The sequence below is a fragment of the Pseudomonas emilianonis genome, assembly GCF_023072625.1.
GTDB lineage: Bacteria > Pseudomonadota > Gammaproteobacteria > Pseudomonadales > Pseudomonadaceae > Aquipseudomonas > Aquipseudomonas paraveronii.
In genome coordinates, this window is sequence record NZ_JAKNRV010000093.1 from 1 (window position 1) to 16,195 (window position 16,195).

General features: G+C 61.7%; 15 protein-coding genes and 1 pseudogene. 8 read left to right on the plus strand and 8 right to left on the minus strand.

Annotation, left to right across the window (positions count from 1 at the left end; all coding sequences use genetic code 11):
• The coding region (yghU, locus tag L9Z73_RS12210; protein ID WP_247400830.1) for a glutathione-dependent disulfide-bond oxidoreductase at nucleotides 1-772 on the minus strand (772 nt) is incomplete at its 3' end.
• Between the two features lie 197 nt (nucleotides 773-969).
• Here yghU and L9Z73_RS12215 point away from each other — a divergent pair.
• Nucleotides 970-1,572: a glutathione S-transferase family protein gene (locus L9Z73_RS12215; RefSeq protein ID WP_247400833.1), complete on the plus strand. Its 603-nt coding sequence runs from the start codon at nucleotides 970-972 to the stop codon at nucleotides 1,570-1,572.
• A 6-nt stretch (nucleotides 1,573-1,578) separates the two neighbouring features.
• On the opposite strand, the gene L9Z73_RS12220 is transcribed toward L9Z73_RS12215, so the two are convergent.
• Entirely contained in the window at nucleotides 1,579-2,346 is a 768-nt protein-coding gene (locus L9Z73_RS12220; protein WP_247400836.1) for an SDR family NAD(P)-dependent oxidoreductase, read from the minus strand.
• Between the two features lie 138 nt (nucleotides 2,347-2,484).
• Here L9Z73_RS12220 and L9Z73_RS12225 point away from each other — a divergent pair, with 138 nt between their 5' ends.
• The gene (locus L9Z73_RS12225) at nucleotides 2,485-3,633 is read left to right on the plus strand and encodes an aldose epimerase family protein (protein WP_247400853.1); all 1,149 of its coding nucleotides are present in this window, start codon (nucleotides 2,485-2,487) and stop codon (nucleotides 3,631-3,633) included.
• A 176-nt stretch (nucleotides 3,634-3,809) separates the two neighbouring features.
• Here the strand turns inward: L9Z73_RS12225 and L9Z73_RS12230 are convergent.
• The 5 genes and pseudogenes from L9Z73_RS12230 to L9Z73_RS12250 all read right to left on the minus strand — a co-directional run.
• A pseudogene (locus tag L9Z73_RS12230) lies at nucleotides 3,810-4,358 on the minus strand (class II aldolase/adducin family protein); the annotation flags it as partial.
• A gap of 50 nt (nucleotides 4,359-4,408) precedes the next feature.
• Nucleotides 4,409-5,239, minus strand: coding sequence for an ABC transporter substrate-binding protein (locus tag L9Z73_RS12235; RefSeq protein WP_247400856.1), 831 nt, complete (start codon nucleotides 5,237-5,239; stop codon nucleotides 4,409-4,411).
• Between the two features lie 28 nt (nucleotides 5,240-5,267).
• On the minus strand, nucleotides 5,268-6,140 hold the full coding sequence (locus L9Z73_RS12240) for a phytanoyl-CoA dioxygenase family protein (RefSeq protein ID WP_247400860.1): 873 nt from the start codon (nucleotides 6,138-6,140) through the stop codon (nucleotides 5,268-5,270).
• Between the two features lie 25 nt (nucleotides 6,141-6,165).
• On the minus strand, nucleotides 6,166-7,683 hold the full coding sequence (locus tag L9Z73_RS12245; protein ID WP_247400877.1) for an amino acid ABC transporter permease/ATP-binding protein: 1,518 nt from the start codon (nucleotides 7,681-7,683) through the stop codon (nucleotides 6,166-6,168).
• Between the two features lie 263 nt (nucleotides 7,684-7,946).
• Entirely contained in the window at nucleotides 7,947-8,921 is a 975-nt protein-coding gene (locus L9Z73_RS12250; protein WP_198717611.1) for a LysR family transcriptional regulator, read from the minus strand.
• Nucleotides 8,922-9,117: 196 nt separating this feature from the next.
• Between L9Z73_RS12250 and L9Z73_RS12255 the strand changes: the two genes are divergently transcribed.
• The 3 genes from L9Z73_RS12255 to L9Z73_RS12265 all read left to right on the plus strand — a co-directional run bounded on the left by L9Z73_RS12255 (nucleotide 9,118) and on the right by L9Z73_RS12265 (nucleotide 11,366).
• The gene (locus L9Z73_RS12255) at nucleotides 9,118-9,540 is read left to right on the plus strand and encodes a RidA family protein (RefSeq protein ID WP_247400879.1); all 423 of its coding nucleotides are present in this window, start codon (nucleotides 9,118-9,120) and stop codon (nucleotides 9,538-9,540) included.
• Between the two features lie 54 nt (nucleotides 9,541-9,594).
• Entirely contained in the window at nucleotides 9,595-10,044 is a 450-nt protein-coding gene (locus L9Z73_RS12260; RefSeq protein ID WP_247400913.1) for a type II 3-dehydroquinate dehydratase, read from the plus strand.
• A gap of 71 nt (nucleotides 10,045-10,115) precedes the next feature.
• On the plus strand, nucleotides 10,116-11,366 hold the full coding sequence (locus L9Z73_RS12265) for a flavin-containing monooxygenase (RefSeq protein ID WP_247400932.1): 1,251 nt from the start codon (nucleotides 10,116-10,118) through the stop codon (nucleotides 11,364-11,366).
• A 127-nt stretch (nucleotides 11,367-11,493) separates the two neighbouring features.
• Here L9Z73_RS12265 and L9Z73_RS12270 read toward each other — a convergent pair whose 3' ends face one another.
• On the minus strand, nucleotides 11,494-12,387 hold the full coding sequence (locus L9Z73_RS12270) for a LysR family transcriptional regulator (protein ID WP_247400935.1): 894 nt from the start codon (nucleotides 12,385-12,387) through the stop codon (nucleotides 11,494-11,496).
• Nucleotides 12,388-12,481: 94 nt separating this feature from the next.
• Between L9Z73_RS12270 and L9Z73_RS12275 the strand changes: the two genes are divergently transcribed.
• The 3 genes from L9Z73_RS12275 to L9Z73_RS12285 form a co-directional block, all read left to right on the plus strand.
• The gene (locus L9Z73_RS12275) at nucleotides 12,482-13,648 is read left to right on the plus strand and encodes an MFS transporter (protein WP_247400938.1); all 1,167 of its coding nucleotides are present in this window, start codon (nucleotides 12,482-12,484) and stop codon (nucleotides 13,646-13,648) included.
• A gap of 155 nt (nucleotides 13,649-13,803) precedes the next feature.
• Nucleotides 13,804-14,160, plus strand: coding sequence for a VOC family protein (locus L9Z73_RS12280; protein ID WP_247400941.1), 357 nt, complete (start codon nucleotides 13,804-13,806; stop codon nucleotides 14,158-14,160).
• Nucleotides 14,161-14,427: 267 nt separating this feature from the next.
• Nucleotides 14,428-16,195: FIST N-terminal domain-containing protein (locus L9Z73_RS12285; protein WP_247400943.1), on the plus strand; the 1,768-nt coding region annotated here is incomplete at its 3' end.

Genomic DNA, 16,195 nt, shown 5'->3' on the forward strand with positions numbered 1-16,195 from the left:
GGTTGACCCGCCGTCCGCGCTGCACCGCCGGGCGCGCCTCGATCGCATCGGCCCAGCGCAATACATGCTTGTAATCCTGCACCGAGAGAAACTGCGCCGCGTCATACAAGCGGCCTTTGACCAGGCCACCGTACCAGGGCCAGATGGCGATATCGGCGATGGTGTACTCATCGCCGGCAATGTACTCGCTCACCGCCAGGCGCTGGTCGAGCACATCCAGCTGACGCTTGGTTTCCATGGCAAAGCGGTTGATCGGGTACTCCATCTTGCTCGGCGCATACGCGTAGAAATGCCCGAAACCACCGCCCAGGTACGGCGCACTGCCCATCTGCCAGAACAGCCACGACAGGCACTCGGCGCGGGCCGCAGGTTCTGTCGGGAAGAACGCGCCGAATTTCTCCGCCAGGTACTGCAGGATCGCGCCGGACTCAAACACGCGAATCGGCGTGGCGCCGCTGCGGTCGAGCAAGGCGGGGATTTTCGAGTTCGGGTTCACCGCGACAAAGCCGCTGCCGAACTGGTCGCCGTCACCGATCTTGATCAGCCAGGCATCGTATTCCGCACCGGTATGCCCGAGGGCCAACAGCTCTTCGAGCAGGATCGTGACTTTCTGCCCATTCGGCGTGGCCAGCGAGTACAACTGCAACGGGTGTTTGCCGACCGGCAGGGCCTTGTCGTGGGTCGCCCCGGCGATCGGGCGGTTGATACTGGCGAACGTGCCGCCACTTTCGGCGTCCCAGGTCCAGACCTTGGGGGGTACGTATTCGGTCATGCTCACGGCTCCTGATGTGCTTGCGGTCAACGAATCGACCCAGACTAAACCAAAGGTTGGGGTGCGTCACACCTGCAGCGCCGCGCCCACCGTAATGGGCGGCGCACGGGCATTGCGCGTTCAAACATTGCACAGACCGAACGAGTGCCTTTTAATCTTCCAGGCACCGCAATTCACCCGGCATCAATGGAGGCTTTATGAGACTGATCGGAATGCTCGACTCACCCTACGTGCGTCGCGTGGCTATTTCCCTGGAACTGTACGGCGTGGATTTTGTGCATGAGCCCTTGTCCGTGTTCAGCACCTACAGCGAATTTGCGCGGATCAACCCAGTAGTCAAAGCCCCGACCCTGGTGCTGGACGATGGCACCGTATTGATGGACTCCAGCCTGATCCTGGATTACCTCGAAGCCCTGGCGCCGGCCGACAAAAAACTGCTGCCGCAGCCCCCTACGGCACGCGCCAAAGACCTGCAACTGCTCGGGCTGGCCCTGGCGGCTTGTGAGAAAAGCGTGCAGATCGTCTACGAACACAACCTGCGGCCGGCCGAGAAGCAGCATGCGCCGTGGGTCGAGCGCGTCGCCGGGCAATTGCTGGCCGCGTATACGCTGCTGGATGAACACCTGAGCCATGCCGACAGCGAAGCGCTGACCCAGGCCTCGATGACGGCGGCGGTCGCCTGGTCCTTCAGCCAGTTCACCGTGGCCTCGGTCGTCAAGGCGGACGCGTTCCCCCATGTGCAACGCCACGCCGAGCGACTGGAGCAGCATCCAGCCTTCAAGCGCTACCCGATCGTGTAACCCGCTCTACACCCAGCCGCCATCGACAATGAAGTTCTGCGCCGAACACATCGCCGACGCCTGCGAGGCGAGAAACAGCGCCATGTTGGCGATGTGTTCCGGCAATACGCTGCCAGGCAGGCACTGGCTGCGGCTGATCAGTTCCTTGGCAGCGTCGTCGACCCACATCATCAGTTGTTTTTCGGTCATCACCCAGCCCGGCACCAGCGTATTCACGCGGATACGGTCCGGGCCCAGCTCACGCGCTAGTGCCCTCGTCATGCCGTGGGCGGCGGCCTTGCTGGCGGCGTACACCGGGTAGCCGGCGGAGGCCATCATCCAGCCGACGGAGCCCAGGTTGATGATCGAACCGCCGCCCGCCCGCTTCATCATCGGCACCACGGCCTTGGCGGCAAAAAAAGCATGCTTGAGGTTGACGGCAATCAGCTTGTCGAAGGTCTCCGAGTCGACTTCCTCCAGGGTATGACGCACGTCGTTGGCGGCATTGTTCACCAGCACGGTGATCGGCCCCAGGGCGTATTCAAAGCGCGCAATCGCGGCCTTGTAGGCAATCTCGTCGGTGATATCGCAATGCCCGAACTCGACGGTATGCCCCTGGGCACTCAACAACGCGGCCAGGCGCTCGCCCTGGCCTTGCGCGCGATCGACAAATGCCACCTTGGCCCCCTGCCCGGCGAAGGCACGCACCATGAATTCGCCGATCCCCGAAGCGCCTCCGGAAATCAACACGGTCTTGCCCTTAAGGTCGGGATAAACGGCCTGTTCAGTACTCATATCAAGGTTGCCTCGATCAATTAGTCTTATTTTATTTTACGAAATCGGCGTTTAAGGCTATAAATTTGCGGTCACACCGACAAAATATCGCACATTAGTAGAACTATTCCACTCAAAACAACAAAAGGAAGTTCGACCATGAAGCACCCTCGATACCTGCTGTCCGGCCTTGCCTTGTCCATGCTGATCGCCAGCGGTGGCGCGCAAGCGGCCGGTCTGTCCAGTGAACATAAACCGTTTGGGAAAACCAACGACGGCAGCGCCGTCGAGCAGTACATATTGCGCAACAGCCATGGCATGCAAGCCACGGTGATCACCTACGGTGGCGTGTTGCAGGCGCTGAAAGTGCCGGACAAGCACGGCAAGGTCGAGGACGTGGTGCTCGGCTTCGACGACGTGCAGGGCTATCAGCGCGGCACGGCGTTTTTTGGCGCGACCATCGGCCGCTTCGGCAATCGCCTGGCTGGCGGTGCGTTTGAACTCGACGGCAAGCGCTATCAGGTGCCGCTCAACGACGGTCCCAACGCGCTGCATGGCGGCGCCCAGGGCTTCGACAAGCGCGTGTGGCAAGCCAAGCCCGTCAAGGACAAGGATTCGGTCGGCGTAACCCTGACTTACCTGTCCAAGGACGGTGAGATGGGCTTTCCCGGCAACCTGACCACCGAAGTCACGTATCGGCTCAACGACAACAACGAACTGCACATCGACTACAAGGCCACCACCGACAAACCGACGGTGCTCAACCTCACCAACCACAGCTATTTCAACCTCGCTGGCGCGGGCAACGGCGATATCCTCAAGCAGGTGGCGACGTTGCACGCCAGCCACTACACGCCAGTGAATGCGACCTTGATCCCCACCGGCGAACTGGCACCGGTCAAGGGCACGCCGATGGACTTTCTCCAGCCCACTGCCATCGGCCAGCACATCAAGGACGATCATCCGCAACTCAAATTCGCCGAGCCGAAACAGGGCGGGTTTGACTTCAACTGGGCGCTGGACACCCAAGGCGATCTCAAACAACTCGCCGCCGACGTGTACGACCCCGACTCCGGCCGCCGTTTGCAGCTCTACACCACCGAACCTGGGGTGCAGTTCTATACCAGCAACTTCCTCGATGGCTCGGTGAAGGGCAAGGCAGGCAAAACCTACAAGCACTGGAGCGGTTTCACGCTGGAGACCCAGCACTTTCCCGACGCGCCGAACCAACCGAAGTTTGCCTCGACACGCTTAGACCCAGGGCAGACCTACACCCAGCGCACCGTCTTCAAGTTCTCCGCCGATTGAGGCTGGCGGCCGGCTTGCCGGCGACCAAAACACGGTCGCAGGCAAGCCGGCGTCCGGATCTATTGTGATGCAAATAGTCCCCAAAACCGTGCTTGGCTGCTATTGTGCCGCGCTTTGAAAAGCCGCCGCCTACCAGCAAGGAAATGGACGTTGAACACTGACGAAAAAATGACCGGGGTCCAGATATCGTCGAACGCTTCACCGATGGACGAGGCGGTCACCATCACGCCATGGTTGCCCATCAACAGGCGGCTCTTGCCGTCGAGCAAGCCGGCCAGGCGTGCGCCTTCGGCTTCGGTGTCGGCCATGCCGCCATAGAGTTCGTCCACCGCCACGCGGTTGAAATAGCGCGCGGTGTTCTGGTCGATCGCCGGGATGTGCGGCTTGGCCAGGCACGCCACCGCCGTGGTGTAGACCGGGTGCAGGTGCAACACGGCGCGGGTGTGTGGCAGCAGTCGGTGGATCTGCCCATGGATCGACCAGGCGGTGGCGTCCACGTTCGGGTGGTCGGCACAGGCAGGGTCGTCGGCGTTCAATAGCAGCAGGTCGCTGGCGCGAATGCGCGAGAAGTGCTTCCACTTCGGGTTGAGCAAAAACTGTTTACCATCGGCCGACACGGCAGCGCTGAAGTGGTTGGCCACCGCTTCGTGCATGCCCAGGTGGGCAACGATGCGAAAGGTCGCCGCCAGGTCGATGCGCGTCTGTTCTTCGAGGGATAACGCCATGGATCGGTCTCCGCAGGGCGCGACCGCAAGGCTGCGGCCGCGCAATAGGCTTACTTGGGCATCAGCGCCGCAAGGTCGGCATCGGTGGGCGCCTCGAAGTTGTACTTCTTGAGCAAGGCCGCGTATTCCGGCGTGGCGCGGTACTTCTCCAGGCCGTCGAGCAAGGCCTGCTTGACCGTGTCATTGCCCTTCTTCACGCCGAAGCCGTTCAGCACCGGGTAGATCAAGGCGTCGGACGAAATCACCACGCGGCTGCCCAGTTTGTCGATCACGCCACGGGCCACGGCCGCGTCGGTGATCTGCGCTTCGACCGCATGGGCCAGCAGCGCCTGGGTGGTTTGCGGGTCGGTGCTGTACTCGCTGATCTGGATCGGCTTCAACCCTTTGGCCACGCAGTACTCGGCCGACAGTTTGTTCATCTGCGCCAGCCACGAGGTAGCCCCCATGGAACCGATCTTGTGGCCGCAGAACTCTTCCGGGGTCTTGGGTTGGAAGGCACTGTCCTTGAGGGTCAGGATCGACTCGCCGCTTTTCAGGTAGGGAATCATGTCGATGACCTTGACCCGCTCGGCGGTGATATACATCGACGAGTTGGTCACATCGAAACGCCCGGCCTGCAAGCCGGTGATCAAGTTGGGAAAGCGCGTGTCGAGGGTCTCGACCTTGCGCCCCATGACCTTGCCCAGGCCGTCCATGAACTCGATATCGAAGCCCGCCGGCTTGTTGTTATCCATGTATTCATAGGGGAAGAACGTCACATCGGAACCGGCGATGATCTTGCCGTCCTGCTGGAACGCCGAAGCCGCCAACGAGGTCATCGCAACCGCTGCGCCCAGCAGGCACACGGCAAGGGGACGAACACTTTTACGAAACGCTGTCATGGTCAATACCTGCAAGGGAGTTGGGAGGTTAGGCAGTGGCAGAATCTTGTCCGGCCTGTTGCACGAAGAAAGACGCACCACGGGGTTTCTGCGGTAAGCGCAGTTGGTTGTCCGTGGAACGTATCAAGCCACTTTCTTCACCGGCCACCAGCAGGCCGGCATGTGCGCTGGGCAGAGGGTTTTCGCCGAATGGCAGCGCGTCTTCAGCGGCGTAGACGCTGATGAACAGGGTGCGCGGCAGTTCGGTCTCGTTAGGGCTGGAGGCGTGCAGCAAGCGGGTGTGCATGAAGCATACGGAACCGGCCGGGCCGTAGCAGGCGATCGGTTGCCGGCAGTGTTCCGCGACCACTGCGTCGTCCACCGCGCCGGTGAAACGCTGGTTCTGCCAGTGCGACCACAGCGGGCCTTTATGGCTGCCGGGGATCACATTCAGCGGGCCGTTTTGCGGGGTCACTTCGCTGACCATCAGCAAGGCGGTGATGATGTCGTCGTTGCTGTGGGGCGTGAACAAAAAGTCCTGGTGCCACTTCACCTGGGTCGCGGTGTGGGGCAACTTCGAATTGATCTTGCTGTGGTGAAAGCGTGCGCCGCTGGCGCCGATCAACTGCGCGGAAATCGCCGCCATGCGTGAATGCAACGCCACGCGTTCATACACTGGGGAAATTTCGGTGGGCGAGCTGACCCGGCGCAGCGACGGGTGATCGGCGCGATGGTCGCCCTCCAGATCAAAGCGTGCGCGGCCATCCACGGTCGTGCCCCAGCCCTGATCATGGCCGCGACTTTCTTCTACCCACTGGTCGAAGTCGTGCTGCAGCGCGGCCACTTCGTCCATCGACAACACGCCTTCCACCACCAGGTATCCGTCGCGCTGGAACTGCTCGATTTCATCTTGCTCGATCATTTTATGTTTCCTGAACGTTAGAGGGTCACGCCAGCGAGACGTCCTTGAGGAACGCCTCCACGCGTGGGTTCTGACCGCTGCGCAATACCGCAGGCGTGTCGTCGCAGACCACACGCCCCTTCTCCATGAACACGATGCGATCGGAGACCTTGAACGCGAAATTCATCTCGTGGGTGACGATCACCATGGTGATGCCCTCCTCGGCCAAGGCTTCGATGACCTGCAGCACTTCGTTGACTTTCTCCGGGTCGAGCGCCGAGGTGGGCTCGTCGAACAGCATGATCTGCGGGCGCATCATCAGCGCGCGGGCGATGGCCACGCGTTGCTGCTGGCCGCCGGAGAGTTGGTGCGGGTACTTCCAGGCGTGGTCGAGCATGCCGACCTTGTGCAATAGCGCGTAGGCCTGTTGCTTGAGCTCGTCGGTGCGCCCCAGGCCGTGGTATTTCGGCGCCATCAGCAGGTTGTCGAGCACGCTCAAGTGCGGGAACAGGTTGAAGCTCTGGAACACCATGCCGATGTTCAGGCGATGCTCGGCGTGTTCGACGTACTGCGGTTTCTGCGCGCCGGTTTTGTTCAGGTGGATGAACGGCTGGCCGTTGATCCTGATCTCGCCGTTGTCCAGTTGCTCCAGGCCGTTGAGCAGGCGAATCAAGGTGGTTTTACCCGACCCCGATGGCCCGATCACCGACACCACTTCACCGGGCAGGACCTGCAGGTTGACCGAGCCCAGCACCTCGATGTCGTTGTAGGCCTTGTGCAGCCGCGTGGCGTGCAGCGCCGGGGCCCCAGTGGTCGCCGGACGTTGCAGCGCAACACGTTGTTGCGTGGCCAGGGCCAGCACCGCCGCATCGGGAACCCGCGACACATTGCGCTGGTTGACGTCGAGAAAGCGCTCCAGGCGTTTGAGCAGGAAGTCGAACACGGTGACGATAAACACATAGAAGAACGCCACCGCCGCCATGGTTTCGATCACCAGGAAGTTCTGCGAATACAGGCGCTGGCCGACCATCAGGATTTCTGTCAGCGAGATCACCGACACCAGCGAGGTGAGTTTGACGATGGAGATGTATTCGTTGGCCAGGGACGGCAGCGCCACCCGCAATGCCTGGGGGATCACCACGCGCCATTGGGTGCCGAAAAACTTCAAGCCCAACGCCCGCGCCGCCTCGCCTTGGCCTTTGGGGATCGAGAGCAAACCGCCGCGATGGATCTCGGCCACATACGCCGTTTCGCAAATCACCAGGGCCAGCAGGCCGGACCAGAACGGGTCGGCCAGAATCGCCGAAGTGCCGGGCAGCGCTTGAGGCAGGTTGTAGATAAAGATCAACAGCACCAACAGCGGCAGGCTGCGAAACAGCCAGATATAGCCACGCGCGGGAACGCTGAGCAGCCCATGCCTGGATTGCTTGGCCAGCGCCAGCAGAAAACCCAAACCGATGCTCAAGACCCAGGTCAGGGTGCTGAGCTTGATCACCGTCCACGTCGCGCGCCAGAACTCGGCATCGCCCAGCAGACCAAACGTGTAATTCCAGTCGAATGTCATCGTCGCGGTGCCCTGCCCCAAAAGAAGGAAATTGATCTGCATCAATGAAATCAGAGTCGTGGGGACAGGCCCTTGGGGTCAATTCGTAAAACCCGGTCCACTGGGTAGGCAGAACCTACGCAGCCCCCCTCCGCCCTCGAAACCACCACAAATCAATGTGGGAGGGGGCTTGCCCCCTCCCACATTGCATAGGCCGCATGCCCTGACCGAAAGGGTGCACGCCTGAATTCACCGCGCCGCGAACGCCACCTTCTGGTGCACTCTCAGCTCACACTGCTGAGCGAGCGCACCGCATGCGGGTCAAAAAAACTCGGCGGGGCCATACCGGGAATGTACTGGTCAGACACAAACATCCGGCAGCGCTCGGCAAACGCCGACACCACGCGCGACAGCTGGGTGTTGCTCGCCGTGGCGTACCCCAGCTTCATCGGCCGGTGCGTGCCCGCCAGGCGCAGGCGGATCACGCGTTTGCCGTCCTGGGACAGGTTCGATTTGGGTCGCGCATTCGCGAAGGAATAACCGATCCCGTTGCCGACCATGGCGCGCACCGTTTCGAGGTTGGTGGAGCGCATGATGATGTTCGGCGTGGTGCCCGCCTGCATAAACAGGCTGAGGAAATAGTCGCGGCTCCACGGCGTGTCGAGCAGCACCACCGGGTACGCCTCCAGGTCCTGCATGCTGACCGCCGACAGGCTCGCCAGCGGGTGATACTCGCCGACCATCACATACGGCGGCAGGTGCGCCAGGGGTTGGAAGTCGATGTCGGGGCTGGTCACCAGGTCGTAGGTCAGGGCGATGTCCAGCTCGCCGCTGCGCAGTTTTTCCAGCAGTTCCTCGTGGTTGCCCTCGGCCTGGGTCAGGCGCACGCCGGGAAACGCGCGACCGAAGCCAAACACCAGCTCGGGGGTGATCATCGGCGCCAGCGACTCCAGGCAGCCCACCCGCAGCGGCCCGCGCACGGTGTTCAATGACTCCGAGGCGATGGTGTAGAGGTTGCTCATCTGTTCCATGATCTGCTTGGCTTCTTGCATCACCAGACGCCCCACTGCCGTCAGGGAAATGCCCTGGGCGTGATGCCGGATAAACAGCTGGATGCCCAGCTCGGCCTCCATATGAGTGATCGCCGCCGAGATCGACGGCGAGGAGACATGGATGCGTTCAGCGGCGGCACTGATGCTGCCGGCCTCGCCCGACGCGACAAAATATTCCAGTTGGCGCTGAGTAATACGACTGAGCATCAGGCCTGTACCTCGGTAATGACTGTATGCCCAGCGTGTTGCAGGGTTCATGCCGGGATAGGCGCGGCGCCTGCGCAGGGCGATGACCAGCACGGGCTTCGGTTTTTCCTAAGCACTACCCCGCACAAATGCTGGTTTCGCCCGGCAACAGGCGATGTGAAGCTGATTGCATCCCGCTTCCGACGAGTCGCCAGCCATGCCCACCCACACCCGCATCCGCATGTTCAACACAAAGCAGACCTACACCAACCAGGCGCTGGACAACGACCTGTGCCAGGCCGTGCGCGCCGGCAACACCATCTACGTGCGCGGCCAGATCGGCACTGATTTCGACGGCAATCTGGTCGGCCTCGGCGACCCGCGCGCCCAGGCCGAACAAGCGATGAAAAACGTCAAGCAACTGCTTGAGGAGGCGGGTTCCGACCTGTCCCATATCGTCAAGACCACCACCTATTTGATCGACCCGCGCTACCGCGAGCCGGTGTATCAGGAGGTCGGCAAATGGCTCAAGGGCGTGTTCCCGATTTCCACCGGGTTGGTGATTTCCGGCCTGGGCCAGCCCGAGTGGTTGATGGAGATCGATGTGATCGCGGTGGTGCCGGACGATTGGACCGTATGAAAGCGGCCGACGCCAACGTCGCGCTGCACGTCGCGAAATAAGCCGGAGAACCCCATGCCCCGCACCGTGTACTTCCTCAATGGCCCCAACGCCAACCTCTACGGGCTGGACAAGAACGGCACCTACGGCAGCGCCAGCTTCGCCAGCATCGAAGCGTGTTGCCAGGGCCACGCCGCAGAGTTGGGCCTGACCCTGGACTTTCGCCAGAGCAACCATGAAGGCGTGCTGGTGGACTGGATTCAAGAGGCCCGCCTGAACGCCGACGCCATCGTGATCAACGCGGCCGGGCTGAGCTACAGCTCGGTGCCGATCCTCGATGCGCTGCTGGCGTTCGACGGCCCGATCATCGAAGCGCACATGAGCAATATCTGGAAGCGCGAGAGCTTCCGGCATCACTCCTACGTGTCCAAAGCCGCCACCGGTGTGGTCGCCGGGTTGGGCGCGCTGGGTTACCGACTCGCACTCACGGCGGTGGCCGAGCTGCTCAAAGAACCGCAGCAGTGAGCAGGCCGATCAACGATCAAATGCGGCTCTGCGGTGTTGCAGATAAACCTCTAACTTTTCAGGAAACGCCTATGTCCGTCGAAACAATCAACACCTTGGTAGTCGGCGCAGGCCAGGCCGGCGTCGCCATGAGCGAGCACCTGTCGCTGATGGGCGTGCCGCATATCGTGCTGGAACGCAGCCGCATCGCCGAGCGCTGGCGTTCGGAGCGCTGGGATTCGCTCGTCGCCAACGGCCCGGCCTGGCACGACCGTTTCCCCAGCCTGAAATTCGAGGGCATTTCCCCCGAAGCCTTCCCGCCCAAAGAGCGCATGGCCGACTACTTCCAAGCCTATGTCGAGATGCTCAACGCCCCGGTGCGCACCGGCGTCGAAGTGCAGCAAGTGGAGCGCCATGTCGGTCGCCCCGGCTTCAAGGTGACCACCTCGGCGGGCGTGATCGAGGCCGCTAACGTGGTGGCCGCCACCGGCCCGTTCCAACGCCCCTCGATCCCGGACATCGTCCCCGCCACCGCGCCGCTGCATCAGTTGCATTCCTGCGCCTACAAGAACCCCGGCCAACTGCCCGAAGGCGCCGTGCTGGTGGTCGGCGCCGGGGCCTCCGGCTCGCAGATCGCCGAAGAACTGCAAAAGGCCGGCAAAACCGTGTACCTCTCGGTCGGCGAACACTACCGCCCTCCCCGCGCCTACCGCGGCCGCGACTATTGCTGGTGGCTCGGCGCCCTGGGCCTGTGGGACGAAGTCAAAATCCAGCCGAAGAAAAAACACGTAGCCTTTGCCGTCAGCGGCTACGAAGGCGGCAAGACCGTCGACTTCCGCCGCCTCGCCCACCAAGGGATCACCCTGGTGGGCGCCACTGAACACTGGAACGCAGGCGTCATGACCTTCGCCCCTGGCCTGGCCGCCAACGTGGCAGAGGGGGATCGAGCGTACTTCGAGGTACTGCGCGACGCCGATGCCTATATCGAGGCAAACGGCTTGCCGTTCCCCGAAGAACCGCAAGCCTGGGAACTGCTGCCCGACCCGCAATGCCTGCTTGACCCGATCCTCAGCCTGGACCTGGCCGAAGCCGGCGTGACCACGATTCTGTGGGCCACCGGTTTCAAGTTCGACTTCAACTGGTTGAAGGTCGATGCGTTCGACGAGAACGGCGAACCGTTCCACAAACGCGGGATTTCGGCGCAGAGCGGGATCTACTTCCTGGGCCTGCCGAATCTGGTGAACCGGGCGTCGTCGTTTATCTATGGGGTTTGGCATGATGCGAAGTACGTGGCAGATCACATCGTGTTGCAGAACGAGTACATGGCGTATGGCAAGGCTTAGCGCCTTGCTCCGTGGCCTACAGTTGCGTCAGGGCTGTAGCACTCACGCGCCCAACAATGTGTTGGCCACTACTTGCTTAAAGCGAACAGCATCACGAGGTACCGGAAGGATCAGGTGACGTCACCGCTTACATCCGGTGATGTTCCAGCAAGAAGTCCACGAACAATCGCACCCGCGCCGGCATTGCCGAGCCACCTACGAACACCGCGTGAATCGGCTCCTCGTCGCCGGGATTCCAGGCTTCCAGCAGCGGTATCAGGTCGCCGCGCTGCAGGTCCTCGCTCACGCTGAACTCGCCGATGCGCGCAATGCCGGCACCGACTCGCGCGAGTTGAGCCAGCGCTTCACCACTGCTGCATTCGATGTTGCCGCTGACCTTCAGGGAAAACTCTTTTCCGTCGCGGATGAACGGCCAGTTGGGTTCGGCACGCCGGAAGTTGAAGCGTAGGCAGTTGTGCCGTAGCAGGTCTTCCGGTTCCAGGGGGATGCCGTGGCGCTGCAGATACTCGGGCGATGCCACCACGACCTGGCCGGTGTCGCCGATCCTGCGCGCGGTCAGCGGGCTGTCGGGCAGATGGCCAAAGCGTACTGCCACGTCGGCCTGACCACCGAGAATGTCGACCACTTCGTCGCCGAGGGTGAGGTCGACGACGATGTTCGGGTAGCGGGCGCTGAATGCCGCCACCAAGGGAACAATGGCCAGCCGCCCATGACCAAGCGCGGCGCTGACCCGCAATCGCCCCCTTGGTACGCCCTGGTCGGCGATGGCTTCTTCGACCTCGGCCATGTCGGCCAGGATACGCCGGGCACCGCGCAGGAACGCCTCGCCCTCGGCGGTGAAGGTGATCGCTCGGGTGGTGCGCAACAGCAGCCGGGTGCCAAGACGCTGTTCGGTACGCGCGATGATCCGACTGACCGCCGAGGGTGTCAGCCCCAATGCACGCGCGGCGGCCGACAGGCTGCCTTCCTGCGCAACGCTGACGAACACGCCCATTTCACCTGATCTGCCACCGACGTCCATTTGTGCCCCTTGCGCAAAGGTGATTGCCAAAAATGCTATCTACCGCCTGAAAAGGCTGGATCGTAGCATTAGCGGCATAGATAAGGAGCCTTCCATGCGTATCAATCCACCACTTGTCGCACTCGCCATTGGTGCCTTTGGCATCGGCGTTACCGAGTTCGCCCCCATGGGCATGTTGCCGGGCATCGCGGCGGATCTCGGCGTTTCCATTCCCACCGCAGGTCTGTTGGTCAGTGCTTACGCCCTGGGCGTACTGCTCGGCGCGCCGCTGATGACCCTGACCACCGGCAGGATTCCACGGCGCTATCTGCTGATCGGGCTCATGGCGATTTTCACCCTGGGTAATTTGATGTCAGCCCTGGCTACCGATTACTACAGCCTAATGGTCGCCAGGGTGGTGACTTCACTGAACCACGGTGCGTTCTTTGGGGTTGGCTCCATCGTCGCCGCCAGCGTGGTCGCCCCGGAGAAACGTGCCGGAGCGGTTGCGGCAATGTTCATGGGCCTGACCCTGGCGACCATCGGCGGTGTGCCGCTGGCCGCCTGGTTCGGCGAACTGTTCGGTTGGCGCACCGCATTCTGGGGTATTACCGGCCTCGGCGTGGTGACCATGACCGCGTTGTGGTTCGCCCTGCCCAACCTGCAGGCGCCGCAAAGCGTCGGTGTGCTGGCCGAAATTCGGGTACTGGGCCGTGGCCCGGTGCTGGGGGCGCTGGCCCTCACTGTAGTCGGCTCGGGTGCAATGTTTACCGTCTTCACCTACATCGCGCCGATCCTCAGCAGCGAGACCCACGCGTCGACCGCCTACATCACCGCCATGCTGGTGCTGTTCGGGGTGGGGTTGACCCTGGGCAACATGTGGGGCGGCAAGGCCGCCGACCATTCCATAGACCGCACCCTGATCGTTTCGCTGAGCGTGCTGATTCTCGTCTTGCTGGCGTTCACCGTACTGATGCGTTGGCCGCTGCCGGCCGCCGTTGCCATCCTGATATGGGGTATCGCCAGTTTCGCCTTGGTGCCGCCGCTGCAGATGCGCGTCATGGAAGCGGCCAAGGACGCGCCCAATCTGGCCTCGGCAGTGAACATCGGTGCCTTCAACTTAGGCAACGCGATTGGTGCGGCGCTGGGCGGAGCGGTGATCAATGCAGGGCTGGGTTATCCGGCGATTTCCCTGGCCGGAGCAGCAATGGCGGGGCTGGGGCTGCTGATGGTGTTGGCCTTTGTCTGGCGCTCGAGAACGGTTGCAGCGGCGGTCGTGTGACGATGATGTGAAGGGGCTGTTAGTTGCCATTGACGAATGACGACCAGCGGATCACCCCCTATTGCAGAACGAGTACCCGCGACACAGCAAGCCTCGGTGCGTGCCAGGCCGATCCGCTACAATCGCCGCTTTGGACATTCGCCAAGGAGGCAGCCATGAGCGTTCGTGGTCAAGATCGACAGATCGACAATATTGAATTCAATGTCAGCGACATTGCCCGCAGCAAAACTTTCTACGGCCACGCGTTCGGATGGACGTTCGTCGACTACGGCCCGACCTATACCGAATTCAGCGATGGCCGGCTGACCGGTGGCTTCACCACGGGGGAGCCGGTTCGGCCGGGCGGTCCCTTAGTCATCTTGTATGCGGACAATCTCGAGGACGCGCAGCGGCGGCTCAAGGCTGTGGGCGCGGTGATCTCCCGCGAAACCTTTTCGTTCCCCGGTGGAAGCAGGTTCCACTTCATTGATCCTGACGGCTATGAACTGGCCGTGTGGACAGCGCAACCGTAAAGACTGAGCTTTTATCGATTGAGCGAGCGCATGGTTTTATACATGCGCAAACTTTCCTTCCCCACTTTTATGCTGTTTCTGTGCTTGCAGGGTTGTGCAGAGATACCCACCCGTTCGGATGTAAATGCCGGTAAAAATTGGCCCCCTGCACCTCGTCAACTCTCCGCCTCCGCGCTTCTCCTCCTCCAGTCTCCGCTACATCGGCCGATAACCTTATTAACCGCAAGCCTATTATATGCGTCCCCTCACTGGATCGAGCCCGCTGCCATGAACCCACTCAACTTCCTAAAAAAAGCTCGGGCCGATCGACAAGGCACCGCCACCCTGACCTGCACTGCCAATGAGCTGGAGTCTTCATTGGCTAACCTGCGCATCGCGCCTGTGCTGATCACCGGTTTCATCTCCCCTCACCTGGACATCGACCAGGTCGCCGCGAAGCTCAAGCGCCGCTTCCCGCAAACCAGCATCAGCCTGTGTACCTCCGCTGGCGAGTTGTGCAACGCGGCGAATTCGCTGTATTGCACCACCGGCGAGCGCTGGGACCGGATTGTGCTGCAGTTTTTTGACGACAGCCTGATCGCTTCCGCCGAGGTGGTAATGGTGCCGCTGGAGTGTGAAGACATCCGCAGCGGCGGCAAGCGCATGGGAATGAAAGAGCGGATTGCCAAGCTGACGAGCAATATCAAGCGGTTGCAGGTACACACACCGATCGACCATCGCGACACGCTGGCCTATGTGGTGTTCGACGGGTTGTCGGCGTCGGAGTCGTTTTTCATGGAGGCGTTGTATGAATCGGGGCGTTTCACCTGCCTGTTTGTCGGCGGGTCGGCCGGGGGCAAGCTGGATTTCCAGAAAACGCTGATCCATGACGGCCAGCGCAGTTACCAGAACCACGCACAAATCGTGTTCCTGAAGACCGCCGCGAATGTGCGTTATGGCGTATTTAAAAGCCAGAACTTCAAACCAGCTGATTTGACCTTCAGCGTGCTGACCGCCTCCGAAGAGGACCGCACGATTGACCAGGTGATCGACAGTGCGGGCAATATCAAGAGCATGGTGCAGGCACTGTGTGACGCCTTCAATTGCACGCCCCAGGCGCTGGAGCCGAAGTTGGCGGATTACTCATTTGCCATCCGCGTGGGCGGTGAGTTGTTCGTGCGCTCCATCGCACGGATCGACTATGAACACCAGATCGTCCAGCTGTATTGCGACGTGGCACCCGGCGAGGAGTTGGTGATGGTCCGGCGCACACCGTTGCGCGAGGCCACCCGCGTGGACTACGAGCAGTTTCTGCGCGGCAAGGGCGGGCAGCCGGTGGCGGGCATTCTCAATGACTGCATTTTGCGCAGGCTGAACAACGCCACCGAATTGGGCAGCATGGCCGGGACGTTTGGCGATGTGCCGCTGGCAGGGCTGTCGACCTTTGGGGAAATCCTGGGCTTGAACCTGAACCAGACACTGACCGCGATTTTCTTCTTTCGGGTGGCCAAGGGCGCCAGCTTCAGCGACGAGTACGCGGACAATTTCATTGCGCACTACGGCGAGTTCAAAGCCTTCTTCCTCCGTCGCCAGGTGAATAAACTGGCGGGCTTGAACCATGTAGTGGTCAAGCAGATTGCGGCGTTCAAAAACAATGACTTCAGCGGCGCCCTGAATACCCGCGGGCTGGACAGCAATATTTTGCCGGTGTTCGAGGGCCTGGCGGACCTGGGCCAAGTGTTGGCCCAGGCCGAACGTCAACACGAGGAAATCTCCTCGCAGATCAAGCATTACTCCGGCGAGTTGCACGCCTCGATGGATGAACTGGTTGGCACCATCGACCAGCAGAACACCGTGTCTGCGAAAGCCGGTGCGACGGTCGAGGGCTTGTCCAGCCAGGCCGATGATGCCGTGGTCGGCGCGCGGACCCTGGCCGGTTCGAGTTTGCGTATCCAGTCGATTGTGCAGGTAATTCAACAAATCGCCGGCCAGACCAACCTGCTGGCGCTCAACGCGGCGATCGAAGCCGCGCGCGCAGGCGACCTGGGCCGGGGTT